This window comes from Streptomyces sp. NPDC059371 (assembly GCF_042751995.1).
Taxonomy (GTDB): Bacteria; Actinomycetota; Actinomycetes; order Streptomycetales; family Streptomycetaceae; genus Streptomyces.
Genome location: NZ_JBHYXD010000024.1, coordinates 18,081 through 42,022 on the forward strand (window position 1 = coordinate 18,081; position 23,942 = coordinate 42,022).

At 69.6% G+C, this 23,942-nt stretch carries 22 protein-coding genes, 1 tRNA gene, 1 pseudogene and 1 riboswitch; of the genes and pseudogenes, 11 read left to right on the forward strand and 13 right to left on the reverse strand.

What is annotated here, in order from left to right; genetic code table 11:
* Positions 1-4: 4 nt before the first annotated feature.
* Positions 5-166 (forward strand): annotated as a pseudogene (locus ACFXGX_RS16410) (D-aminoacylase); the annotation flags it as partial.
* On the opposite strand, the gene ACFXGX_RS16415 reads toward ACFXGX_RS16410, so the two are convergent.
* The 6 genes from ACFXGX_RS16415 to ACFXGX_RS16440 form a co-directional block, all read right to left on the reverse strand.
* Positions 150-224: transfer RNA gene (locus tag ACFXGX_RS16415), tRNA-Leu, on the reverse strand. The pseudogene ACFXGX_RS16410 and the gene ACFXGX_RS16415 sit on opposite strands and share 17 nt — an antisense overlap.
* Positions 225-231: 7 nt before the next feature.
* Positions 232-1,086, reverse strand: a complete 855-nt coding sequence (locus tag ACFXGX_RS16420; RefSeq protein ID WP_384790779.1) for an HNH endonuclease — start codon at positions 1,084-1,086, stop codon at positions 232-234.
* On the reverse strand, positions 1,083-1,706 hold the full coding sequence (locus ACFXGX_RS16425; RefSeq protein ID WP_384790782.1) for an HNH endonuclease: 624 nt from the start codon (positions 1,704-1,706) through the stop codon (positions 1,083-1,085). Before ACFXGX_RS16425 ends, ACFXGX_RS16420 begins: the two co-directional genes overlap by 4 nt.
* 95 nt (positions 1,707-1,801) lie before the next feature.
* Positions 1,802-2,122 carry a quaternary ammonium compound efflux SMR transporter SugE gene (gene sugE, locus ACFXGX_RS16430; protein ID WP_384790785.1) on the reverse strand — a complete coding sequence of 107 codons (321 nt, stop codon included), beginning with the start codon at positions 2,120-2,122 and terminating at the stop codon, positions 1,802-1,804.
* Positions 2,123-2,156: 34 nt separating this feature from the next.
* Positions 2,157-2,226, reverse strand: a riboswitch (guanidine-III (ykkC-III) riboswitch).
* Positions 2,227-2,276: 50 nt separating this feature from the next.
* Positions 2,277-2,579: a co-chaperone GroES gene (locus ACFXGX_RS16435; RefSeq protein WP_326790934.1), complete on the reverse strand. Its 303-nt coding sequence runs from the start codon at positions 2,577-2,579 to the stop codon at positions 2,277-2,279.
* A 97-nt stretch (positions 2,580-2,676) separates the two neighbouring features.
* Positions 2,677-3,015: a DUF3618 domain-containing protein gene (locus ACFXGX_RS16440; protein ID WP_382790107.1), complete on the reverse strand. Its 339-nt coding sequence runs from the start codon at positions 3,013-3,015 to the stop codon at positions 2,677-2,679.
* Between the two features lie 129 nt (positions 3,016-3,144).
* On the opposite strand from ACFXGX_RS16440, the gene bcp reads away from it, so the two are divergent.
* Positions 3,145-3,612, forward strand: a complete 468-nt coding sequence (bcp, locus tag ACFXGX_RS16445) for a thioredoxin-dependent thiol peroxidase (RefSeq protein ID WP_037619171.1) — start codon at positions 3,145-3,147, stop codon at positions 3,610-3,612.
* A 173-nt stretch (positions 3,613-3,785) separates the two neighbouring features.
* On the opposite strand, the gene ACFXGX_RS16450 is transcribed toward bcp, so the two are convergent.
* Positions 3,786-6,347: a transglycosylase domain-containing protein gene (locus tag ACFXGX_RS16450; protein WP_384790789.1), complete on the reverse strand. Its 2,562-nt coding sequence runs from the start codon at positions 6,345-6,347 to the stop codon at positions 3,786-3,788.
* Between the two features lie 199 nt (positions 6,348-6,546).
* Between ACFXGX_RS16450 and ACFXGX_RS16455 the strand changes: the two genes are divergently transcribed.
* The 4 genes from ACFXGX_RS16455 (at position 6,547) to ACFXGX_RS16470 (ending at position 10,237) form a co-directional block, all read left to right on the forward strand.
* Positions 6,547-7,347 (forward strand): ABC transporter permease, encoded by an 801-nt coding sequence (locus tag ACFXGX_RS16455; protein ID WP_384790792.1) that lies wholly within the window; start codon positions 6,547-6,549, stop codon positions 7,345-7,347.
* Between the two features lie 97 nt (positions 7,348-7,444).
* A complete protein-coding gene (locus ACFXGX_RS16460; RefSeq protein WP_384790973.1) occupies positions 7,445-8,299 on the forward strand; it encodes an ABC transporter permease in 855 nt (284 codons plus the stop codon).
* Positions 8,300-8,315: 16 nt separating this feature from the next.
* Positions 8,316-9,326: an ATP-binding cassette domain-containing protein gene (locus ACFXGX_RS16465; protein WP_384790976.1), complete on the forward strand. Its 1,011-nt coding sequence runs from the start codon at positions 8,316-8,318 to the stop codon at positions 9,324-9,326.
* Between the two features lie 62 nt (positions 9,327-9,388).
* Positions 9,389-10,237 carry a DUF1707 domain-containing protein gene (locus tag ACFXGX_RS16470; RefSeq protein ID WP_384790795.1) on the forward strand — a complete coding sequence of 283 codons (849 nt, stop codon included), beginning with the start codon at positions 9,389-9,391 and terminating at the stop codon, positions 10,235-10,237.
* Between the two features lie 135 nt (positions 10,238-10,372).
* Here ACFXGX_RS16470 and ACFXGX_RS16475 read toward each other — a convergent pair whose 3' ends face one another.
* Positions 10,373-11,701 carry an SGNH/GDSL hydrolase family protein gene (locus tag ACFXGX_RS16475; RefSeq protein WP_384790798.1) on the reverse strand — a complete coding sequence of 443 codons (1,329 nt, stop codon included), beginning with the start codon at positions 11,699-11,701 and terminating at the stop codon, positions 10,373-10,375.
* A 324-nt stretch (positions 11,702-12,025) separates the two neighbouring features.
* Between ACFXGX_RS16475 and ACFXGX_RS16480 the strand changes: the two genes are divergently transcribed.
* The 3 genes from ACFXGX_RS16480 to ACFXGX_RS16490 all read left to right on the forward strand — a co-directional run bounded on the left by ACFXGX_RS16480 (position 12,026) and on the right by ACFXGX_RS16490 (position 15,801).
* Positions 12,026-13,582 (forward strand): DUF445 domain-containing protein, encoded by a 1,557-nt coding sequence (locus ACFXGX_RS16480; RefSeq protein WP_384790801.1) that lies wholly within the window; start codon positions 12,026-12,028, stop codon positions 13,580-13,582.
* A gap of 82 nt (positions 13,583-13,664) precedes the next feature.
* Entirely contained in the window at positions 13,665-15,176 is a 1,512-nt protein-coding gene (locus ACFXGX_RS16485; protein WP_384790804.1) for an MFS transporter, read from the forward strand.
* A gap of 151 nt (positions 15,177-15,327) precedes the next feature.
* Entirely contained in the window at positions 15,328-15,801 is a 474-nt protein-coding gene (locus ACFXGX_RS16490) for a hypothetical protein (protein ID WP_384790807.1), read from the forward strand.
* Between the two features lie 78 nt (positions 15,802-15,879).
* On the opposite strand, the gene ACFXGX_RS16495 is transcribed toward ACFXGX_RS16490, so the two are convergent.
* Positions 15,880-16,389 (reverse strand): levansucrase, encoded by a 510-nt coding sequence (locus ACFXGX_RS16495; RefSeq protein WP_384790810.1) that lies wholly within the window; start codon positions 16,387-16,389, stop codon positions 15,880-15,882.
* 54 nt (positions 16,390-16,443) lie between these two features.
* Positions 16,444-16,908, reverse strand: a complete 465-nt coding sequence (locus tag ACFXGX_RS16500) for a DUF2269 family protein (protein ID WP_384790813.1) — start codon at positions 16,906-16,908, stop codon at positions 16,444-16,446.
* Between the two features lie 296 nt (positions 16,909-17,204).
* Here ACFXGX_RS16500 and ACFXGX_RS16505 point away from each other — a divergent pair, with 296 nt between their 5' ends.
* Entirely contained in the window at positions 17,205-18,170 is a 966-nt protein-coding gene (locus ACFXGX_RS16505; protein ID WP_384790816.1) for a GlxA family transcriptional regulator, read from the forward strand.
* A 45-nt stretch (positions 18,171-18,215) separates the two neighbouring features.
* Here ACFXGX_RS16505 and ACFXGX_RS16510 read toward each other — a convergent pair whose 3' ends face one another.
* On the reverse strand, positions 18,216-18,518 hold the full coding sequence (locus tag ACFXGX_RS16510; protein WP_384790819.1) for a hypothetical protein: 303 nt from the start codon (positions 18,516-18,518) through the stop codon (positions 18,216-18,218).
* A gap of 108 nt (positions 18,519-18,626) precedes the next feature.
* Between ACFXGX_RS16510 and ACFXGX_RS16515 the strand changes: the two genes are divergently transcribed.
* Positions 18,627-19,319 (forward strand): hypothetical protein, encoded by a 693-nt coding sequence (locus ACFXGX_RS16515; RefSeq protein WP_384790822.1) that lies wholly within the window; start codon positions 18,627-18,629, stop codon positions 19,317-19,319.
* A 74-nt stretch (positions 19,320-19,393) separates the two neighbouring features.
* On the opposite strand, the gene ACFXGX_RS16520 is transcribed toward ACFXGX_RS16515, so the two are convergent.
* The gene (locus tag ACFXGX_RS16520) at positions 19,394-22,558 is read right to left on the reverse strand and encodes a DUF3427 domain-containing protein (RefSeq protein WP_384790825.1); all 3,165 of its coding nucleotides are present in this window, start codon (positions 22,556-22,558) and stop codon (positions 19,394-19,396) included.
* Between the two features lie 139 nt (positions 22,559-22,697).
* Positions 22,698-23,711: an SEC-C domain-containing protein gene (locus tag ACFXGX_RS16525; RefSeq protein WP_384790828.1), complete on the reverse strand. Its 1,014-nt coding sequence runs from the start codon at positions 23,709-23,711 to the stop codon at positions 22,698-22,700.
* Between the last annotated feature and the right edge of the window lie 231 nt (positions 23,712-23,942).

Here is a 23,942-nt window from a genome sequence, read left to right on the forward strand (position 1 = left end):
GCCCATGGACCTGGTCCTGCGCGACGCGCTCGTCGTCGACGGCACCGGCGGGCCGTCCTACCGCGCCGATGTGGCGGTGGACGGCGGCCGGATCACCGAGATCCACCGCGAGGGCTCCCCCCGCCCCCCCCCCCCCCCCTTTCCGACGGTGGGCCCGGTGGGACTCGAACCCACGACACACCGGACCTAAACCGGCGCCCTCTGGCCAGCTGGGGTACGGGCCCAACGCCGTCACTTTACTGGTCGGTGCGGGTCGCGTGTTCGTCGACTCCGGGAGTAGCTCCGCGTCTGGCTGTGGCAGGACGGGCAGAGGTATCGCAGGTTCTCGCGACGGTTGTCGAGCCGGTCACCGTTGACGTGGTCGATCTCCAGCACCAGACGTTTGCCTTGCCAGGAGTCCCCGGTTCCGCACTCCGTGCACAGGTGCGCCACGCCGAGGTCGTCGAGAGCCCGTCTGAGGTGAGCGGTCTTGGTCCGCTGCGATCCGGTCGCTTCCAGGCGCAGAATATCCGCGGCGGACTTCCGCTGCGGCGATGATTGGCCTCGCCGGTGCCCCTGGCCGGTGAAGTGGTCGATCGAGATGCCGTACCTTTCCGCGCTGCGCTTCACCCGTTCCCGACTGGCACCGTTGTCCGTCAGGCCAAGCAGTTTCAGCAAGCCCGCGAGGCTGCTGGACCGCGCGACGGCGGGCAGGAGTGTTTCTGCCGGGACCAAGCCGGGGCCGTATCCGCGGCCACTGGTGAAATGTGAGGTGTCGATTCCGAACTGGTCGAGCTTCTTGCGGACATGGCTGTACGGGCTGTTGTCGGGTGAGTGGCCGAGATACTCGAATATCTCCCTCAGGCTGTGCGAGTGGCGTGCCGCCTCCTGAAGCAACTCCCGTGTGTAGAAGCGCTTCTCGCGGGAGGGCAGAGGCTCGTCGACGAAATGGGAGGTGTCGATTCCATAGTGGTCGAGCCTGCCGCTCACATAGCGCAGAGTGTGGCTGCCGAGGGGAGCGCCGAGGCGTTTCAGCAGGTTCACCAGGCTCGTGGACACGGCAGCCGTCCTGGCCAGCCCCTCCCGTGGATACTTCGGGCCGGTCACGTGTGCCTCCTCTGGCGGCCGCGATAAGTGTCCGTTGCGGCGTGGCAGTTGGGGCAGAGGAGGCGCAGGTTCTCCGGCCGGTTGTCCCACCAGCGCCCGCTGATGTGGTCGACCTCAAGGGTGAGCGGCCTGCCGTTCCATTCGGGGCCGGTGCCGCACTCGGCGCAGCGCTCTTCCAGTCCGGATCGCAGCAACTCGCGGCGGAGCCTCCTTCCTGGAACTCTGCCGTTCTCCGGAAGCCGAACGGTGAGGAGGCAGCCGGGTGAGCTCTTCGAGGCGCCACGGCGGGCCCGGGTGAAGTGCGACGTGTCGATTCCGAGCGCGGTGATCCTGCGGGCCACATGTGTCTGATTGCCGCCGACCTGGCTGATTCCGAGGTGGCGTACGACGCCTTTGATACTGGTCGACACGCTCACCGCCGCCCGCAGGCGTTCCTCGGTGTGGCGCACTTGGCTCGTCATGAAATGCGAGATGTCTATGCCGGCCTCGCTCATCTTCTGCCGCAGGTACCGACGGCTGCCCGGTGTCGGATTCCCTCCGCACCACCGGACCGCGTCGTCGATGTGCCGTGTCTCGCGAGCTGCTTCCTCAAGCAACTCACGGGTGTACCTGACGCCCATGCCTGCTCCGTCCTCGGCCACGTGTTCGCGACCTCGTACGGGCTAACGAACCGTTTATCGGACGGTTACGCCTTGTGAGGGGGGTTCGGTGGGGGTCAGTGGCCCGATGTGGCCTTCAGGCCGATCACCGAGGCCAGGAGCAGGCAGATGAAGAAGATGCGGGCCGCTGTCGCGGGTTCGCCCAGGAGGGTCATTCCCAGGATCGCGGCGCCGGCCGCGCCGATGCCCACCCAGACGCCGTACGCCGTGCCGATGGGGAGCGACTTGGCGGCGTAGGAGAGGAGGATCATGCTCGCGACGATGCCCGCGCCCGTCAGGATGCTGGGGACCGGGCGCGTGAAGCCGTCGGTGTACTTCATTCCGATCGACCAGCCGACTTCGAGCATTCCGGCGATGATCAGCAGGATCCACGCCATGACGGGTACCTCCGGGAGACGACGGCCGGGCAGGGCTGCGTCGTCTTTGCTGAGCCCGGTACGGCGCGTCTCGTCGGGGTCCCTCCACCGTAGCAAGGAATGGCGAAAGGGGCCGGTGACCATGGTCACCGGCCCCTTTCGGGGAACGTATGCCCTACAAGTAAAGGCCGGTCGAGTCCTCGGACCCTTCGAAGCGGTCCGCGGCCACGGCGTGCAGATCCCGCTCGCGCATCAGCACGTACGCGGTCCCCCGCACCTCGACCTCGGCCCGGTCCTCGGGGTCGTACAGGACCCGGTCCCCGGGCTCCACCGTGCGGACGTTCTGTCCGACCGCGACGACGTCGGCCCAGGCGAGACGGCGGCCGACGGCCGCCGTCGCGGGGATCAGGATGCCGCCGCCGGAGCGCCGCTCGCCCTCGGCGGCGTCCTGCCGTACCAGCACGCGGTCGTGCAGCATCCGGATGGGCAGCTTGTCGTCATGGGTGCTGTGCGTTTCACGGTTGGCGCTCACGCCCTGAACCTACCTGTCCCGGCCGGTTTCGTACGCGGGCGGGTCAGCCCTTGCGCCGCCGCGTCCCCATCACGAGCAGCCCGACGAGCCCCACCGCGACGAGGGCCACCGGCACGATGCGCTCCAGCCGGGGCGCGCCGTCCTCCGAGACGAACTGGCCCTTCACATCGCCCACGACGCGGTTGACGCCGACGTAGGCGCGCCCCAGGGTGTGGTCGATGTTGGAGGCGACCTTCGCCTTGGCGTCGCCGACGATGGTCTTCGGGTGCACCCGTACGCCGATCTCGTCGAGCGTGTCGGCGAGGGTTGTGCGGCGGTGCTTGATGTCCGCCTCGATCTGCGCCGGAGTCCTGGTATCCGGCGTTCTCGACGTATCCGACACCGCGCTGCCTCCGTGGTCGTGTAGTGACTCCCTGATTCGGACAGTCTGTCAGTTCGTACCGGACCGCACCCCTCGGCACCCCCCATTACGCTCGTTCCGTATCCATTCCACCGGCCACGTGAGGTTCCGATGAGCGAGCGACTCCAGCCCGGCGACACCGCCCCCGCCTTCACCCTGCCCGACGCCGACGGCAACGAGGTCTCCCTGGCCGACCACAAGGGCCGCAAGGTCATCGTCTACTTCTACCCGGCCGCGCTCACTCCCGGCTGCACGAAGCAGGCCTGCGACTTCACGGACAACCTGGACCTGCTGGCGGGCGCCGGTTACGACGTGATCGGTGTCTCCCCGGACAAGCCCGAGAAGCTGGCGAAGTTCCGTGAGAAGGAGTCGCTGAAGGTCACCTTGGTCGGGGACCCCGACAAGACGGTCCTGGAGGCGTACGGGGCCTTCGGCGAGAAGAAGCTGTACGGCAAGACGGTCGTCGGTGTCATCCGCTCCACGGTCGTCGTGGACGAGGAGGGCAAGGTCGAGCGGGCGCTGTACAACGTGAAGGCGACCGGGCATGTGGCGAAGATCATCAAGGATCTGGGGATCTGACCGCGGCTTCCGGCCGCCGCTTCCGACCGCTGTCGCTGACGGCGCGATCTGGCCGCCGGCTCCTGACCGCCGGCTCCTGGCCGCCGGCTTCTGACCGCGGGCTTCTGACCGCGGGCTCCGGCCGCCGGACCTGATCGCCGGTCCGGCGCCGGGCCGTCGCGCGACCACCCTGCTCAGTGCCTCCCCCTCCGGGGTGTGAGCCCGCTCAGTGGCCCCTGGCCCGCGGTGCTGCCCGTGGTGCCGGTGTCGGTGGGGTCTCCGCCGGTCGTGGTGCCGGCCGAGGTGCCGCCGGTCGGGGTGGTTCCGGTGGTGCCTTCGTCCGTGGGGGTGCCACCGGTGGTGCCGGCCGTGGTCCCGCCGTCGGTGTGGCCCGGGGTGTGGCCGTCGGTCCGGCCCGGGGTGTGGCTCTGGCCCGGGGTCCGGCCGTTCGGCGTCGCCGGTGCGCTGCCGCCCGCCCCGCCCACCTCCTCGCCGCCGTCCGTGCCGCCGTCGTTCTGTCCGCCGGTGGCGTCCGGGTCACCGGTGTCGTCGCCGGGGTCGTACATCTCCTCGGCGCCCGGCTGGAGTTCGAGGTCGAAGTCCGAGACCTCGGTTCCCTCCAGGGCGTTCCGGGTGAACTGGGCCCAGATCTGCGCCGGGTAGCCGCCGCCGTTGATGCGGGCCTGTCCCAGGGCGCCGTAGAGGGGCTTGTGGGCGCCGGTTCCGGGGTCCTGGCCCATGACGGCGACGACGGTGGCGAGGTCGGGGGTGTAGCCGGCGAACCACGCGGCGGTGTCCTCCTCCGCCGTGCCGGTCTTGCCCGCGGCGGGCCGGCCGGCGTTCTGCGCGGCCTGCCCGGTGCCGCCGTCGACGACGCTCTGGAGCATGGAGGTCGTCGTGTCGGCGGCCTCGCGGCTCACGGCCTGCCGGTCCGACCGCTCGTCGTCCTGGGCCGGCAGCTTCACGTTCTGCGACCCGTCCTTGGTGATCTTCTCCACGAGGGTGTACGCGCCGTGACTGCCGTGGTTGGCGAGCGTGGCGTAGGCCTCCGCCATGTCGAGGACGCTGGCGGTGGCCGGGCCGAGCGCGATGGAGGGGGAGGCGGTCAGGTCGGGGGTGTCGGCGGGCAGGCCGAGGGCCACGGCGGTCTTCTTCACGTTCGTGGGGCCGACGTCGACGGCCATCTGCGCGTACACCGAGTTGACCGACCGGTCGGTGGCGGTGCGCACGGAGATGTCCCCGTACGATTCGCCGTCCTCGTTCTCCGGTGCGTAGGTGCTGCCGTTCCAGCCCCGCACGGGCCGCTGGTCGGTGCCGTCGTAGACGGTGTTCGGGGTGATGGCGCGGCCGTCCTGGGTCTGGGCGCCGTTCTGGACGGCCGAGGCGAAGACGAACGGCTTGAAGGTGGAGCCGACCTGGTAGTCGCGGCGGGTGGCGTTGTTGACGTACTGCTTGGTGTAGTCGATGCCTCCGTACATCGCGAGGACCTTGCCGCTGGACGGGTCGATGGCGACCCCGCCGGCGCGGACGTAGGTGTCCGCCTTGCGGTTCTCCTTGTCGAGCCGGTCCGTCACCTGGTCGTTCACGGCCTCCACGAAGGCGTCCTGCTTGGCCTTCTGGATGGTGGTGGTGATGCGGTAGCCGCCGCGGGTGAGGGTGTCCTCGTCGAGGATCCCCTTGGAGGTGAGATAGGCGGTCACGGCCTGGACGAGGTAGCCGCGCTGGCCCGACAGTCCCGCCGAGCCCCTGGCCTGCCGGGGGGCCGGGAAGGAGACGCGGTCGCGTGCGGCCCGGGTCAGCCACTTCTGCTTGACCATGCCGTCGAGGACGTAGTTCCAGCGGGCGAGGGCCCCGGCCCTGTTCTCGGGGTGCGCGATCACGTCGTACTCGCTGGGCGCGTTGAGCAGGGCGGCGAGGTAGGCGCCCTGGCCGACGGTGAGGTTCCTGGCGTTCACGCCGTAGTAGGCCTGGGCCGCGGCCTGGATGCCGTAGGCGTTGCGGCCGTAGTAGCTGGTGTTGAGGTAGCCCTCCAGGATGTCTTCCTTGCTCTTCTCCCGGTCGAGCTTGACGGAGATGAAGAACTCCTTCACCTTCCGGGTGACGGTCTGTTCCTGGCCCAGGTAGTAGTTCTTGACGTACTGCTGGGTGATGGTCGAGCCGGACTGTCTGCCCTTGCCGGTGACGGTGTTCCAGCCGGCGCGCAGCATCGCCTTGGGGTCGATGGCGGACTCGCTGTAGAAGTCGCGGTCCTCGGCGGCGAGGGTGGCGTGCTGGGCGTCCTTGGAGATGTGCTCGAGTGCGACGTTCTCGCGGTTGACGTCGCCGTCGCGGGCGAGCTGGCTGCCGTCGGCGTACAGGAAGACGTTGCTCTGCTTGACCGCGGCGGCGTTCGCGGAGGGGATCCTGACGAGGAAGTAACCGAGCGCGAAGAGGCCGACCAGGAGCAGTGCCGTGCCGAGGACCGTGCCGAGCACCATGCGCCAGGTCGGGACGAGTCTGCGCAGGCCGGTCCGCTTCGGCCGCTGCTTCCGCTTCCGCTTCTGCTGCGCCGTCTGCTTCTGGTTCGGCTGCGCGCCGGGTCCGCCAGGGCCTGCGCCGGGTCCGCCAGGGCCTGTGCCCGGTCCGCCCGGTCCTGTTCCCGGCCCCGACCGCCGGCCCGTCTGCGGTCCCGCCGCGGGGGACGGGTTCGGGCGGGGGCCCGCTTCCGGTTCCCTCGGTGCCCAGCCCTGGCTGCGCTGCTGCGGCTCGTCGCTCATCTGTTCGCCGGACTCCTGTTTCGCGTCGTACGTAGCCGTATGCCCTCATACGCCTGGTGCGCCCCGTATGAAGACTCTCGCACCATGTGTTCCGTTCCTCGATCCCGGCACGCGTCACGCCGGAAAATGCCTGGCGGCCCGCGCCGGGCCGGGACTAGGCTCCTGCGTTTTGGCTCAACGCTGAGGAAAGGGACGGGTTGTGGGCACGGCGCGGTTGTACGCGGCTGTCGCGGGCAGCGGGTTCCGGCGGTACGCCACCTATCGGGTCGCCACCGCCGCCGGGGTCTTCACGAACACCGTCTTCGGGCTGATCCTGGCGTATCTGTTCATCGCCCTGTGGGACAGCAAGCCGCACCTCGGCGGCTACGACCAGGCGCAGGCGCTCACCTACGTCTGGGTCAGCCAGGGGCTGCTGATGGTGGTCGCGATGATGGGCGGCGGCTTCGAGGACGAACTGATCGAGCGCATCCGTACGGGTGACATCGCGATCGACCTGTACCGGCCGGCCGACCTCCAGGTGTGGTGGCTCGCCCAGGACGTGGGCCGGGCGTTGTTCCATCTGCTGGGCCGCGGAGTGGTGCCGCTCCTGTTCGGCGCGCTGGTCTTCGACCTGGCGCTGCCCTCGGATCCGCTGACCTGGCTCGCCTTCCTGGTCGCGGTCGCGCTGGGAGTGGTCGTCGGGTTCGCGATCCGCTTCCTGGTGGCGCTGTCCGCGTTATGGCTGATGGACGGTGCGGGGGTGGCGCAGCTCACCTCCATCGCGGGGATCTTCTGCTCGGGGATGCTGCTGCCGCTGAACGTCTTTCCGGGCGCGCTCGGCGAGGTCGTACGGGCGCTGCCCTGGTCGTCGCTGATCCAGGCGCCCGTGGACGTCCTGCTCGGCACGGCGGATCCGCTGGGCACGTACGCGGTGCAGGGTGCCTGGGCGGTCGCTCTGCTGGCGGTCGGGCGGCTGGTCCAGTCGGTGGCGACACGGAGGGTGGTGGTGCAGGGTGGCTGATCCGGTGGAGCGGGGGACGGGGGTCGTGGCGGGCCCGGCGCGGGAACGGGAGCCGGCGCGGGAGCGGGGTGCGGCCGGGCGGGCCGGTGCGGCGGCGGTGCGGGCGCTGGAGTTCCGGCCGTTCGAGCGGCAGGGCGCGTACGAGCGGCTGCGGGACGGGCTGCGGGCCTACCGGCTGATCACCGCGATGTGGATCCGCTCGACGATGGCCTACCGGGCCTCCTTCGTGATGACCGCCTTCGGGAACTTCGCGGCGACCGCGCTCGACTTCGTGGCGATCCTGCTGATGTTCTCGCGGGTCGACCGGCTGGGCGGCTACAGCCTGCCCGAGGTCGCCCTGCTCTACGGGGTGTCCGGTACCGCGTTCGGGTTCGCGGACCTCGCGCTCGGCTCGATGGACCGGCTGGGCCGCCGGGTGCGCGACGGCACGCTGGACACCCTGCTGGTGCGCCCGGCGCCGGTGCTCGCACAGGTCGCCGCGGACCGTTTCGCGCTGCGCCGCCTCGGCCGGATCACCCAGGGGCTCCTCGTCCTCGGGTACGCCCTCGCCGTCCTCGACATCCACTGGACGCCGCTCAAGGTGCTGATGATGCCGATGATGCTGCTCAGCGGCGCGGCGATCTTCTCGGCCGTGTTCGTGGCGGGCGGGGCGTTCCAGTTCGTCGCGCAGGACGCCTCCGAGGTGCAGAACTCCTTCACGTACGGCGGCAATACGCTCCTGCAGTACCCGCCGACCGTGTTCGCCAAGGACATGCTGCGCGGGGTGACGTTCGTCCTCCCGCTCGCCTTCGTCAACTGGCTGCCCGCGCTGTACGTGCTGGGGCGGCCCTATCCGCTCGACCTGCCGGTGTGGGTCGCGTTCGCACCACCGGCCGTGGCGGCGCTCTGCTGCGCGCTGGCCGGGCTCGCCTGGCGCGCGGGGCTGCGCGCCTACCGGAGTACGGGAAGTTAGGGGAACAGGCGTGGTCATCGCGGCGGACAGGGAGTCGGCGGGTCCGGGCGGTGAGCCGGGTGCGCGGACCGGGTTCATCGAGCTCGACGGGGTCGAGAAGGTGTTCGACGTGCGCAGGAGGACGGGGTTCCTGCGCGGCGAGCGGCGGCAGGTGCGGGCCGTCGACTCGATCTCGTTCACCGTGGAGCGCGGTGAGATGGTCGGCTACATCGGGCCGAACGGCGCCGGCAAGTCGACCACGATCAAGATGCTCACCGGCATTCTCACCCCGTCCGGCGGCCGGCTGCGGGTCGCCGGTCTCGACCCGTCCCGCGAGCGCACGCGTGTCGCGCGCCGGATCGGGGTCGTGTTCGGGCAGCGGACGACGCTGTGGTGGGACCTCCCGCTGATCGACTCGTACCGGCTCATGCACCGGATGTACCGGGTGCCGGACGCGCGGTTCCGGGAGAACCTCGACCGCTGTGTCGAACTCCTGGAGCTCGGCGCCCTGCTGGACGTGCCGGTGCGGCAGTTGTCGCTGGGGCAGCGGATGCGCGGCGACATCGCGGCGGCTCTGCTGCACGACCCCGAGGTGCTCTATCTCGACGAGCCGACGATCGGGCTCGACGTGGTGAGCAAGGTGCGGGTCCGGGAGTTCCTGCGGGATCTGAACGCCGAACGCGGCACGACGGTCCTGCTCACCACACACGACCTCACCGACATCGAGCAGTTGTGCCGCCGGGTGATGGTCATCGACCACGGGCGGCTGATGTACGACGGCGCGCTGAGCGGGCTGCACGAGGTGGGGGAGAGCGAGCGGACCCTGGTCGTGGACCTGGAGCGCGAACTGCCCCCGATCGAGCTGGAGTCGGCGCGGGTGGTGAAGGTGGAGGGGCCGCGCCAGTGGCTGGCGTTCCCCGCCGCGATGTCGGCCGCTCCGCTGGTGGCGCGGATCGCGGCGGAATATCCGCTGGTGGACCTTTCGGTACGGGAGCCGGACATCGAGGCGGTCATCAGCCGTATGTACGCCGGGAAGACGGGGGCGTAGCGGCGGTGACGGCATGGGTGGTGCGGATGGCCCCCGGGCGGGGGACCTCGTAGGCTGCTGCCATGACCGACGAACTCCCGGAGCTGCGTGCCTCCGACGCCGATCGTGAACGTGTCGCCGAACAGCTCAGGGACGCCCTCGCGGAGGGCCGCCTCGACATGGAGGAGTTCGAGGAGCGGCTGGAGGCGACGTACGCGGCCCGTACGTACGGGGAGTTGACGCCGATCACCCGCGATCTGCCGGGAGCGGTGCCGTCCCCTCGGATCTCCATGGTCAAGCAGCCTGTGGACGACGGCAGTTGGAGCTCTCGTATCGTCGGCGGCGAGGGAACGTCCGCGTGGGGCGTGGCGGTTCTGTCCGGCTTCGAGCGCAAGGGCCGCTGGACGGTGCCCAAGCGCTTCAACTCCTTCACCTTCATGGGCGGCGGAGAGATCGACCTGCGCGAGGCGAACTTCGCGGACCGTGAGGTCGTCGTCAACTGTGTCGCGGTCATGGGCGGGTTGAACGTCATCGTGCCGCCTGGCGTCGAGGTCGTGGTCCGCGGTATCGGCATCATGGGCGGCTTCGACCACCGTGAGGAGGGCCGGCCGGGCGACCCCGGCGCGCCCCGGGTGATCGTCACCGGGTTCGCGTTCTGGGGCGGGGTCGGCGTGGAGCGCAAGCTCACCCGTGCCGAGCGCCAGCGCCTGAAGGAGGAGCGCCGGCAGGAGAAGCTGGAGCGCAGGGAGGCCCGCAAGGAGCTTCAGGGCTCCCGGGACGGTGGCCTCGACGACATGTTCGACGCGCTCGACGAGGCCCGCGACCTGATACGCGAGCGCCACGACGAACGCCGTGAGCGTCACGAGGAGCGCAGGGACCGCCACCGGGAGCGCCGCGAGGACCGCCGACGGCGGCACGACGGGGACTACTGAGGTCCGGGCGCCGGGCGGGCGGTCGGCCTCCTTCGGCCAGTGGGGCTCCGTCTCCGGCCGATGAGAGCTAGGCCGCCTCCGGCGATCTGAGCCCCGTTTCGCTACGGCGGATCAGACCCCGTTCCCGCCGGCGGATCACAGCTCCGCCGGAACCGCGCCCTTCAGTTCCTTCAGGTCGAACACCTCGGCCATCCGCCGGAACCCCTTGTCGCTGGGGTGCAGATGATCGCCCGAGTCGTAGTCGGTCCGCAGCCGGCGCTGGTTGTACGGGTCCCGCAGCGCGGCGTCGAAGTCGACGACGGCGTCGTACACCCTGCCGGCCCGGATCTCCGCGTTCACGGCCTGGCGTACGGCCTCCCGGGCGTCGGTGTATCCGCGGTGCCCCTGGAAGGGCATCAACGTGGCGCCGACGACCCGCAGTCCACGGGCGTGGGCCTGCCGTACCAGGGTCCGCAGGCCGTCGGTCACGGTGGTCGGATCGACCGGGTTCGGGTTGCGCAGGATGTCGTTGACGCCGAGGTCGATGACGACGGCCTTGACGTTCGTACGGTCGAGCACGTCGCGGCCGAACCGGCTGAGCCCGCTGGGGTTGTCGGCCGGCCGGCCGAGCCCCGCGGCGAGGACCTGGTTCCCGCTGATGCCCTGGTTGACGACGCTGTAGCGGGGCGTGTCACCGGACCCGGCAGTGGCGCGCAGCCGCTCCGAAAGGACGTCCGTCCAGCGGCGGTTGGCCCCCACGGTCGAGGTTATGCCGTCGGTGAGGGAGTCGCCGAGGACGACGACGGTGCCCGTGGCGTCGTCGCTGAGCACGTCGAGCGCGGTCAGGTAGCGCCAGTACGGGCTCTGTTCGGCGTACGAGGCGGCGCTCACGTCCTCCGTGCGGTCGCCGTCGGCCACGTACGAGATCTGCTGGGCGTGCGGGTGGTAGGTGACCGGGCCGGACGGGGTGGGCGAGTACGTGGTGACGAGGACGTCGACGTCGTGCGGGATGCGCACGCGTACGGCATCGCTCGTCGCCTGCCGGCCGGCCGGGATCTCGACGCTCGTGGCACCGCCGAACGTGAGGCGGCGCATGGTGTCGACGGTGGCGGCGGCGCTGTTCGCGGTCGCGGCGACGGCGATCGTCGCGTGCGTGACGACCAGGGGCCGCTGCCCGTAGAGATTGGACAGCGTGATGCGGGCACTCGTACCCCCGGCGGCCGTGTGCACGACGTTGCGCACGGAGCGGCCCGCCAGTCCCCAGGGCTCCGTGCCGGGCTCGGCTCCGGCCGGGGAGGCGGACCAGGCGCCGACCCAGGTGCCGGTGGAGGCGGGGGCGGCGTCGTGCGACGTGTGGCCACCGGCCACGGCGGCCTTGGCGCCGGTGCCGTCGTCCGCGCCGACGCCGATGTAGATGGCGGCGGAAAGGACCACGACCACGGAAAGGATCGCGGCGAGCAGGGCATAACCGTGACGCTTGGTCATGCGGTGCGTGTCTCCTCGGACGAGGGAGCCCGAGGCTCCGGATGTGATCACTCCATGATGCGTCATGGACCGGGAGAGCGACGACGCGCCCCCCTAGGGCCTGTCTGACAATTCCCGTCTGCCCGGCGGGCGACGACGCGATTGTCAGACAGGCCCTAGGGGACCCCCTGGTCGATTCCCCATCCGAACAGACGCCGGGAACTCCTGGGGCGTTCCAGGAGTCGGTGAGAAGAGAGCGAGAAAGGGACAATGCGTACGAGGCGCGATGTGGCCTGCGAACGGGTGGAGTGAATGGGACGCACGAATTCGGGTGAAGGGGACGGCATGGAGCAGCATGCCCGACCCGCCGACGCCGTGAACGCCGACGAGGCCGCGAACGGCGCAGGGGCCGCTGACGCCGCGGGCACCGGGGCGACGGACGCCGGTGCCGCGGGAGCCGCCGGTACGGCCAGGGCCGTTGAGGCCGCGGACTCCGGCGGGGCTGCCGGTGCCGGGGAGGCCCCTGGCGCCGGTGCTGTCGCCGGTGCGGGGAAGACCGCCGGTGCCGGAAAGACTGCCGGTGCCGGAAAGACCGCCGGAGCCGGGAGTGGCCGGACGGCCTCCGTGCCGGGGCGGGCGATGAACACCTTCAGCCCCGCCGACGAGGAGAAGCGCCGCGGGGTGCGCCGGATGAAGGCGACGGCCACCGGTCTGCTGCTCTTCGTCGCCCTCGTCTACATACTGGCGAAGTGGGCCTCGAACGAAGGCGCGGGCGCCTGGGCCGGCTATGTCGCGGCGGCCGCCGAGGCGGGCATGGTCGGCGCGCTGGCCGACTGGTTCGCGGTCACGGCTCTCTTCCGGCACCCGCTCGGCCTGCCCATCCCGCACACCGCGATCATCCCCACCAAGAAGGACCAGCTCGGCGTCTCGCTGGGCGAGTTCGTCGGCGAGAACTTCCTCTCCGAGGAGGTCGTCCGCCAACGGCTGCGCGCGGTGGGCATCGGCAGCAGACTGGGCGCCTGGCTCGCCGATCCCGAGCACGCGGACCGGGTCACGGCCGAACTGGCCGCCGCGCTAAGAGGCGCCCTGACCGTGCTGCGCGACTCCGACGTCCAGGCCGTCGTCGGGGAGGCGATCACGCGCCGCGCCGACGCCCAGGAGATCGCGCCCGGCATAGGGAAGATGCTGGAGAAGATCGTCCTGGACGGCGGCCACAAGCGGTTCGTCGACCTGGTGGTGGTCCGCGCGCACGACTGGCTGGTGTTCCACGACACGCAGGTGATGGACGCCGTCCAGGGCGGCGCGCCGGGCTGGACCCCCCGGTTCGTCGACAAGAAGGTCGGCGAACGGGTCTACAGGGAACTGCTCCGCTTCGTCACCGAGATGCGCGACTCCCCGACCCACCCGGCCCGCGGCGCCCTCGACCGGTTCCTCACCGACTTCGCGTCCGACCTGCAGTCCGACACGGACACCCGCGCGCGGGTGGAGCGGCTCAAGGGCGAGGTGCTGGGCCGCGGCGAGGTCCAGGACCTCATCGCCTCCGCCTGGACGGCCGTACGGTCCATGATCGTGTCCGCGGCGGAGGACGAGCGCAGTGAGCTGCGGCTGCGCGTGCGGGCCTCCCTGCTGTCCCTCGGCGCCCGGATGGCGACGGAGCCCAAGCTCCAGGCCAAGGTGGACGGCTGGGTGGAGGGGGCCGCCGTGTACGTCGTGACGACCTACCGCAAGGAGATCACCTCGCTCATCACGGACACGGTCGCGGGCTGGGACGCCGAGCACACGACGAGGAAGATCGAGGCGAACATCGGCCGCGACCTGCAGTTCATCCGGATCAACGGCACGGTGGTCGGCTCACTGGCCGGACTGCTGATCTACGTGGTGTCACGGGGGATGGGGGCTTAACCGGCCAAAGGGCGGGAACCCGGCGGGGGTTCACCCGACGGAGAGGGAACCCCCGCCGGGCTCGCCCGACGGAGGGAACCTCATGTCAGCCCCCGCCTCACCGGCACCCGGCCCGGCGGCCGACGGCACGGTCACCACGAACGTGCCGTCCCGTCTGGACCGGCTGCCGTGGTCCCGCTGGCACTGGATGATCGTGATCGGCCTGGGAACCGTGTGGATCCTGGACGGCCTGGAGGTCACGACCGTCGGCAACATCGCGGGCCGGCTCTCCGAGGAGGGCAGCGGCCTGGCCATCTCCTCGGCACAGGTCACCGGTATCGCGGCGGCGCTCTATGTGGCGGGTGCCTGCGCGGGCGCCCTGTTCTTCGGCTGGCTGACCGACCGGTACGGCCGCAAGAAGCTCTTCATGATCACGCTCGTCGTCTATCTCTCGGCGACAGCGCTCACCGCCCTGTCCTTCGACGCCTGGTGGTTCTTCACCTTCCGCTTCCTCACCGGCTTCGGCATCGGCGGCGAGTACGCGGCTATCAACTCGGCGATCGACGAGCTCATCCCCGCCAGGTTCCGCGGCCGGGTCGACCTGATCATCAACGGCACCTACTGGCTCGGCGCGATCGGCGGTGCGCTGCTGTCGATCGTCATGCTGAACACGGACATCTTCCCCAAGGACCTCGGCTGGCGGCTGACCTTCGGCCTCGGCGTGGTCCTCGGTCTGGTGATCCTGCTGGTCAGGCGGCATGTGCCGGAGAGCCCGCGCTGGCAGTTCATCCACGGCCGCGGTGAACAGGCGGATGAACTGGTCACCTCGGTCGAGAAGGAGATCGAGGAGGAACGGGGTGAACCGCTGCCGGCGCCGGAGGGCGAGATCACCATCGAGCAGCGCAAGAGCATCGGCTTCGGCGTCATCGCGAGGACGGTCTTCGGCACGTACCCGAAACGGGCCGTGCTCGGCCTCGCCCTCTTCATCGGCCAGGCCTTCCTCTACAACGCGATCACCTTCGGCTTCGGCTCCATCCTGACCACGTTCTTCGACGTGCCCACCGGCGGCACCGGCTACTACTTCGCCGTCATCGCGGCCGGCAACTTCCTCGGCCCGCTGCTGCTCGGCAAGCTCTTCGACACCCTCGGCCGCCGCGTGATGATCTCCTCGACCTATCTGCTCTCCGGTCTGCTGCTCTTCGTCACGGCCTGGCTCTTCGACCAGGGCGCGCTGAACGCGGTGACGATGACGGCCTGCTGGTGCGTGGTGCTCTTCTTCGCGTCGGCGGGCGCCTCCAGCGCGTATCTGACCGTCTCCGAGATCTTCCCCATGGAGACCCGCGCGATGGCCATCGCCTTCTTCTACGCCATCGGCACCGCGGCCGGCGGAATCAGCGGCCCGCTGGTCTTCGCCGACCTCACCAAGTCCGGTGTCGTCGCCGACACGGTGCTCGCGTTCCGGATCGGCGCCGCCCTGATGTGCGCCGCGGGTCTGGTCGCGGTGTTCCTCGCGGTCAAGGCCGAGCGGCGCTCCCTTGAGGACATCGCCGCGCCGCTGTCGACGGCACCCTCCACGGCCGCCGCCTCACCGGTGTCCACCGCACAGGCGACCTGAACCGGGCGCGGGCCCGCGCGAGCGGTTCCTTCAGGCTCCCCGGTTCCGCTGCTCGTCGCACTCCCCGGTTCCGCGACGCGTCGTAGCTCGTCCACGGTTCTGAGTACGCGTACTCTGTCGCGGCCCGGCCGGGCACGTGACCCTCGTACGCATGACCGAGAAACTGCTCCGCCCACTGCGAACGCGCCCTTGGCCGGAACGCTGGCTGACGCGTGTGCTCGGCGCCGCCCTCTCCTGCGCGGCGTACCTGATCTGTCTCCCCTGGGACCTGCGCGACCGCCCGGAGGCGCCGGGCTCCACCGTGGAGACCACCCCGGTGACCGGTACGGGCGTCCTCGCCCTCGCCGCGGTCCTGCTGCTCCTGGCCGTCCACTTCGGGCTCCGGGACGCGCTGGCCTGGCCGTTGCTGCTGGTCGCGGCACCCCCGGCGATCCTGCTCCACGTGTCGCTGCGGACCCACCCCGGACCCCCGGACGGCCTGGCCGGGGTGTGGCCGCTGACCTGGGCGGCCGTCACGCTGCTCGGGGCCACCGCGGTGCTGGTCGTGAGCGCGGTGGCACGCCAGTTCAGGACGGACCTGGCGGACGCCCTGGAGGAGGAGCGGGTCCTGGCCGGCCAGTGGTGACGGTGAGACACGCGGGCCGGCCGGCGGGCCGGCTCGGGTCCGCCCGCCCAGGTCCGCCCGCCGCCCGCCCGGGCCCGCCTACTGCCCGTAGAAGTACCGCGAGCTCTTCTCGTTGAAGTACGAGGCGTAGACGCGTCCGAGGACCGGCTTGCCGCGGTACATCCCCACGTACTGACGCGAACTGTCGACCACGACGGGCCGTGTCATGCAGGCGAACTTGACCCGCTGCTGCGCCTCGGCCCACTGCACGGCCGCCGGGTCGACCCGGTCGCTGACGAGCAGCGGGAAGGCGCCGATGCCGTTCTGGAACCCGACGGGCAGACCGCCCTTGGTGTCCTTGGCGTACTTCATCACCTGGTCGGTGAAGCCGGAGATGGCCTGCACGGTTATCTCCGGGACGACCGCGGCCACCGTGAACAGGTGCAGCTTCGTTCCCATCCAGCGCATCCGGAACTCGGCCCGCCGCCCCACGAGTACGGGCACCCCGGCCCAGTCCTCCCACCGCGTGGCACATCCGTCGGCTGTCAACTGCCGCTCCACGAAGGTCAGATAGGTGCCCGGCGCGGATTGCTGCTGGTTTGCGTCCATGGCGGGATCCTAGGGCCCGGGGGGCAGCGGCCGGAACGGGTGCCGCCCGATCGGCTAGGCGCCTGTCGTGGACCCCGGCCGGATGATCATCAGGACGGTGACGGTGGCCCACAGCAGGTTGAAGATCCCGGTGAACATGGCCAGCCGAACGGTCGCCGCACGGTCGACGGTCCTGTCCTGGACGGCCCCCTCCAGGATCGCGCTCTGCCGTGGCAGGACCAGCGCGGCGAGGACCACGGCCGCCAGCGCGGTCAGCACGATCGAGACGATCAGCCAGGTGTCGCCCAGGACACCCATGTCGCTCGCCGTGGCGAACCCGAAGACGGGAACGACGACGCCCACCACGGCGTACACCTGGCAGATGCGGTGCAGGAGCCGGGTGGTGGCGAGGGCGTCCGGGTCGTCCGGCGCTTCGAGAACCTTGCGCGCGGCCGGCGGGAACATGCTCGCGGCGACGGTGACGGGCCCGATGGCGACGATCGCGGCGATGACGTGGACGGCGAGGAGGAACTTGGTCACGGGGTGACGGTAGAGGCCGGGAGGATCATGGAGAAGTGGCACTTTTGCCAGGGGGCGACGGATTCTGGCCAGGGCTTCATGGCCGAGGTTGCCGGGGTTGTCGGGGTTGTCGGGGTGAGGAGGTGGGAGTGCGCGCCCCGGTGCGCTCGCTCGTACGATCGGCGCTGCGGAGGTACGACGGTGGAACCCGATGTACGGGCATGGCGAGAACCGGTGCATGCCTCAGGGGGCATGCACGAGAACCGGCGCATGCCTCGGGGCATGGCGAGAACCCGGCGTATGCATAGGCTCTGGTCATGCACACCGTGGCCGTACTGGCGCTCGACCAGGTCATCCCGTTCGATCTCGCAGCCCCGATCGACACGTTCGGCTGGGCCCGGCTGCCCGACGGCCGTCCGGCGTACCGGACCCGGGTGTGCTCGGTCACGGCGGACGCGGAGGTGAGCGCGGGCGCGTTCACGCTGCGCGCCCCGTACGGCCTGGAGGCGCTGGCCGACGCGGACACGATCGTCCTGCCGGGCGTGGCCGACCCGTCCGCCCCGCTCCCGCCGGGCGTCGCGGAGGCGCTGCGCGCGGCGGCCGCGAACGGCACCCGGATCGCCTCGATCTGCGTCGGCGCCTTCGTCCTCGCCGCCACCGGCCTGCTGGACGGACTGCGCGCGACCACGCACTGGCTCGCGGCCGCGGAACTGGCGGCCAGGCACCCGGCGGTGACCGTCGACCCGAACGTCCTCTACGTCGACAACGGCCAGTTCCTGACCTCGGCGGGGGCGTCGGCGGCGCTGGACATGTGTCTGCACATGATCCGCAGGGACCACGGTTCGGCGGTCGCCGCGCATGCCGCCCGGCTGTCGGTGATGCCCCTCGAACGGGAGGGCGGTCAGGCCCAGTTCATCGTTCACACCCAGCCCCCGGCACCGGCGGGCACGACCATGGAGCCGCTGCTCCACTGGCTGGAGGAGAACGCGGACCGGGAGCTGACCCTGGAGGACATCGCGGTCCACGCGGGCATGAGCACCCGTACCCTCAACCGCCGCTTCCGCGAACAGACGGGCACGACACCGCTCCAGTGGCTGCACCGGGCCAGGGTGCGCCGAGCCCAGTACCTCCTGGAGACGACCACGTACCCGGTCGAACGCATCGCCACCCAGGCGGGCTTCGGCTCCCCGACGGCTTTCAGGGACCGCTTCAGACGAGTGGTGGGGACGAGCCCGCAGGCGTACCGGCGGGCGTTTCGGGGGGTGGAGGAGCGGGCTTCCTGAGGTTCCGCCCGACCGGGCTCAGTCGTGGGTCCGCCCGACCCCGGCTCAGGCGCGTCGGTCGGCCACGGCCCAGGAGGCGAGGGCCATGGCACCGGCGACACCGAAGACGGCGGGCCAGGCGCCCACCTTCTTGGCCAGCGGATGCGACCCGGCGAACGCGGCGACGTACCCGGCGGTCAGCACTCCGGCGGCGGCACCGCCGGCCTCCTGCTTCCACTGCCGGGCGGCGACGACGCCCGCGGCGGCGAGCACGACCCCGCCGAGCTGCCGCTTCCTCGTCCACCGGGCGACGCCGTACCCACCGACAAGCCCCCCGGCGGCCACCATCGCGGCTGGTACCTTCGCCATCACTGCCTCCTTGTTCGTCCTCCGAGGCTAACGCCCTGCGGGAGCGGGGCGGGCGCGGGCCCCGGCACCGGGGGCCGCCTGTCGGTGGCACCCGATTGGATGGGCCGTATGACAGCCCGAGACATCGCAGGTGCCCTGCCCGACATCGACACCCTGAAGGACCTCTGCCGGTCGATGGCCATGGCCGAGGCGATCCTGAACCCCGACGGCGAGTGCATCTACTCGTACAGCGCCCAGTGGTCGGAATCCGAGGAGGCGGCCTCGATGAGGAACGGATCCGGCGACGAGTACGACATCGTCTTCGCCCCTGAAGGCGCGTACATCCGCGGCTTCGACCACGAGTCCCCTCTGAGTCCGTACCACCACGAGGACGTGCCACAGCCCTGGCCGGGCGTACTGGACTCGGTGCCCGAGGTCTTCCGGCGCCACGTGGACGAGCCCGCGTTCACGGACGAGGACGGATGCCCCGTGCTGACGGCATGCCTGTGGCGCGAGACGAACGCCCCGTCCTGGCAGACGGGCCGCATCACCTTCCCCGAGCCCCACCCGGACCCCGACGGCTCGCACCGGCTCTTCGAACTCCTCCTCGACCCGACCCCGGAGGCGTTCCGGACGTTCGCCGAGGACTACTACGAGGTGTCGGTGGACGTCGAGGCACTTCGACATGTGTACGAGCTGCGTCCTCTTGAGCGAGCACTCGTCGTCACACTCAACCCGTCAGCCTCGCCCGAGTTGATTACGGCTGCGGCCAGCATGATCGGTTACCCCGTCGCGGCCGACTTGAGGTCGGCGGCGGGCTGACCTCTTGTCGCCGAACGCGAAATCTTGTCGGCGTGGCTCAAGCGGAGAAGTCGGCGATTGAGATCAGCGCCGAGTCAACTCGTGATCGAGGCGTACGCGCTCACATCGGCAGGAAGCTCGTGGTGTAGATCCCAAGTGATTGCCATGGGCTTACTGCCGGAGTGGTCGAAGTATGTGGCTGGTCCCAGAAGCATCCACGGCTCGGCCTTGCCGATGCTGTTGCGCTTGTAGCGGCGAAGGAAGAGCAGGACATGGCTCCCGAGCTGGTCGTGCTGCTGGTAGCGCAAGCCAGTCGCGGAGTTTGCTGGAGTGGTGCTCTGGGACTCCCAGTGGAAGCGGGTCGGGCTGAGCGCGTAGTCCTTGTAGCGGACGGTGGGAGAGAAGTCGCGCTCGCTCTTTTCCAGAGTGATGAGGAGGGCATCGGTTTTGAGCTCCTCGACCCACCGCACCCCTTGCCCGAAATCCCGGGGCATTTGGCCCCCCAAACGCGCCACTCCCAGGGCCGAGAGGATCTCGGAACGGTTGTACGAGCTGTGGATCTTCAAGGGGACGTGAGCGAGCGGACCCTCCAATGGGAGCGGGAAGTGGTCCGCCTGCTCGAGGGCGTAGGAGAGAACCTGCTGCAGTTCGTCCCGCATCATTGGCTGCGATCTAAGCGACTCAAGGCCTTGGCGGTAGCTGGAGAACCCGCCACCGTTGTCCCACAGGTTGAAAAAGAGCATGTGGGCGTACGACGCTTCCGCCTCAGACAGGGAGTCGTAGTCGGGAGCATCATCTGCCAGCAGTCGTAGGTACGCCTGGATGCGGTTCGGGTCGTCGACGTGCAGGAAGGCATGGACGCGCTTAAGGAGTTCTGCCTCACCTGGCTGCGCCTCCTCGCGGATGAACCCAGCCTTGCGCAGCACCTTGGTCCAGGAGTTGTCACTCTTGTAGAGCTCCTGGATGTCTCGGCGGCTCTCGCGCAGATAGTTCGCCAGTCGCGGGGTGCTGTAGTCCCTGGCCTCTCTGGCCAACGTAGTGATGGTGGCCTTGAGCTGCGTACGGATGTTGTCCAGGATGAGGTCCTTGGACTTGCCTTCCAGGATGATCTGGCACCCGGATGGCAACTGTGGGAAGTCCTGCTCGATGCTGTTGACGAGCCGGTTACGGGACAGGTTTGTCAGGGCCCGGAACTGTTCCTCGAAGCGGAACTCCGCTCGATGTTGACCGATGAAATCGAGCACCGTCAAAACAGGCTTGTTTGGCGTGCGGCGCAGACCACGCCCAAGCTGCTGGAGGAAGACGGTCGCGCTGTTGGTGGGGCGCAGCAGCAGGAGGGTGTCCACGTCAGGGATGTCCAGGCCCTCGTTGAACAGGTCAACAGAGAAGATCACCTGGATACGACCTGCTTTGAGATCGTCGAGCGTCTGCGCGCGCACCTCGGGACGCGAGTCGCTGTCGAGCGCCGCCGCTTGGAAGCCTGCCCGGCGGAAGCAGTCCGCCATGAAGTGGGCATGCGCCTTGGACACGCAGAATCCGAGGGCCCGCATGGAGGCGGGGACTGAGATCTTGTTCTGGACCTGCTTGATGACGATGCGCGCCCGAGCCTCGTGACCTGTGTAGAGATGGCCGAGTTGATCCCGGTCGTAGGTACCCGAACGCCAGTTGAGACGGGTCAGATCCGTGCCGTCTGGAAGCCCGAAGTAGTGGAAGGGGCTGAGGAGGTCGTTCTCCAGGGCCTCCCAGAGGCGAAGCTCCGCAGCGATGCGCCCGTCGAAGAACACGTTCTGCACACTGCGCCCATCCATCCGCTCGGGGGTCGCGGTGAGGCCTAGCAGCTCGGCCGGCTTGAAGTGCTCGATGACCCGCTTGTACGTCTCGGCCGTGGCGTGGTGGAACTCATCGATGACGATGACGTCGAAGTGCCCAGGGTCGAGTTGCTCCAGGCGCTGGAGGTTGAGCGATTGGACGCTGGCGAACACATGTGTCCAGTCGCGTGGTTCTTTGCCGCTGTGGAGAAGCTCGCCGAACGAGGCGTTATCCAGTACCTCCCGGTAGGTGCGCAGGGACTGGTTCAGGATCTCCTTGCGATGGGCGACGAAGAGCAGGCGGGGAAGCTCACCACCGCGTCTGTCACGCATGCTTCGATAGTCAAGTGCCGCCATTACGGTTTTGCCGGTTCCCGTCGCGGCGACGAGGAGATTCCGGTTGCGTCCGCGGATCTCACGCTCGACTCGGAGGCGCTCCAGCATGTCTTTCTGGTGAGGGAGAGGATGCACCTCGAGACCCGACAGACTGATCTTGACGTCTCCAGCGGGGCCAGTGCCACCCGCCCTGGCAAGTGCCTCGGTGAGTCGCTCGCCGTCGCGATCAGGGTCGTACGCCTCGAAGGCGGTGTCGGCCCAGTACGCGTCGAAGGTCGCCTCGAACTTGTCGAGCACTCTCGGCGTGGCGACTGAGGACAGTCGTACATTCCACTCCAGGCCGTCGAGCAAAGCGGCTTTGGAGAGGTTCGAACTGCCTACATAGGCGGTGTCGAAGCCTGTGTTACGCCGGAACAGCCAGGCTTTGGCGTGCAAGCGCGTCGACCTGATCTCGTAGTTGACCTTCACCTGGGCACCGAACTCGCGAACGAGTCGGTCCAAAGCGTGCCGGTCTGTGGCGCCGATGTAGGTGGTGGTGATGACCCGGATGGGGATCCCACGTTCCTTGGCTGCGCGGAGCGAGTCCTCGAGAACTCGTATTCCGTACCACTTTACGAACGCGCAGAGCAGGTCGATGCGGTCGGCAGTAGCGAGCTCGGCCCGCAATTCCGCCCCCAGGCTCGGATCATCTGGGGCATTGGTGATCAACGCTGTTTCAGACAGGGGAGTCAGGGGCCTGATGGCGTAGGCGCCCGGAGCCTGCTGCTCTGCCAAGGCCAGGAGTTGGCGAGGGCCCTCGACGATGGTGGGCGATGCCTCGTCCTCATCTGGGTCCGGCAGGCTACTGACCAGGGACTGCATGATCTGGTTGGCTGCGGCTACCTGCTTGTCGTGAGGGAGCAGACTCAACCGTCGCCCCACGGCTTCGCCGATGTGGCGCGCCAGGACATGGGGTGACGACTCGGCACTGACCTCCGCGTGAATCGGCTTCCATCCGGCCGCCTTCAACTGGTCGATCTGTGCCTGCACGCCTTCGGTGATGAGTTCCTCGTACACACCCGCAACAGGCTGTGCCGGATCCCCTGACTGAACCACGCTGGCCCCCCGATCGTTCATTGCGCCGTGCACAGTTCTAACAGGGGCCACTGACACGATCGAGTCATGGAGCTAAGAAAGCCAAAGGTGCACCCCGACTGCTGGTAGCCCGGGATGCACCTTCATGGGAGATGGCAGAGCGTGGCGATGCCACTGGCCATCAAATGGCCCCGTGGCACTCCCCGTAAGAAGCCCCCGATCCGCACCAGCACTCGCTCGTCCGCTGCGGAGGCCAGGCCACTGCCAGGCCTCGGGCCGCCAGCGTTGTCGCGTACTGGGGGAGCAGGGTCGTGTCCGCGGGGGACGAGGCTTCCGAGGCGGCGAAGGCCTCGTACGAGGGGACCGTGGCGGTGACGATGCCGAGGTTCGGGGTGCCGGAGACGGCCAGTTCGCGCAGGGACGCCTCTATCGTCGCGAGGTGCTCGTCGTGCGAGGGGTACTCGGTGGTGAGGTCCGGGTACGCGGTGGTCAGTTCCGTGAGTTCGGGGGCCGACCAGTGCAGGACCGCCACCGGGAAGGGGCGCGACAGGGCCTCGCGGTAGGCGCCCAGTTCGGCCTGGAGGCGGCTGATCTCGGCCTGGAGTTCCGCCGGGTTGTCCGAGCCGAGGGACCAGACCCGCTTCGGGTCGTGGAGTTCGTCCAGGGAGATCGGGGACGAGTGCAGGGTGTCGGCCAGCGCGTCCCACTCGTCGTGCGCCGCGCCCAGCATGCGGCGCACCCGGTGACGGCCGAACAGGAGGGGGAGCGTGGAGTAGGGCGGTTCCGCCACGTCCGTCAGGAGCAGGGTCGTTCCCTCGGTGAAGGTGTCCTGTGCCGCCTCCAGTTCGTCGTGCGACTCCAGGGCCTCCGCGACGATCACCCAGGGGGCCGGGTCGCGGGGGGCCGCCGCCCGGACTCCGTCGATGATCGCGCGGGCTTCGGCCTCGTGGTCGTACTCCCACAGGTTCGACGCCTTGAGGGCGCGGACCAGATACGGCTTCTCCAGGGGAGTGTCCGAGGAGAGAAGGCGGTCGTAGAGAGTGGTGGCGCCGGGGCGGTCGCCGGCCAGTTCGAGGTGGGCCGCGGCCTGCAGGAGCAGGTGCTCGGCGTCCTCCGGGTACAGGCCGGCGGTCCGCTCCAGGCGAGCCGCTTCGGCGGTGTGGTCGACGTTCTCGGCAGGCGTGTCGGGGCGCATGGGGGACACCGTACTGCCGCCGGGCCGCCAAGGAGAGAGACCTGCAGGCCAGAGACGCGGGAGTCCCCGACGGCATATTCCGGGATCCCCGCCCGAGTGTCGAGGGGGAGGGGAGAGGAGGAGGGGAGAGGGGAGGCAGGGGGAGCCTGTCACCGACGCCGACGCCGACGCCGACGCCGACACCGCCGACACCGACGCCGCCGTCACCGCCACCGTCACCGCGGTGGCGAC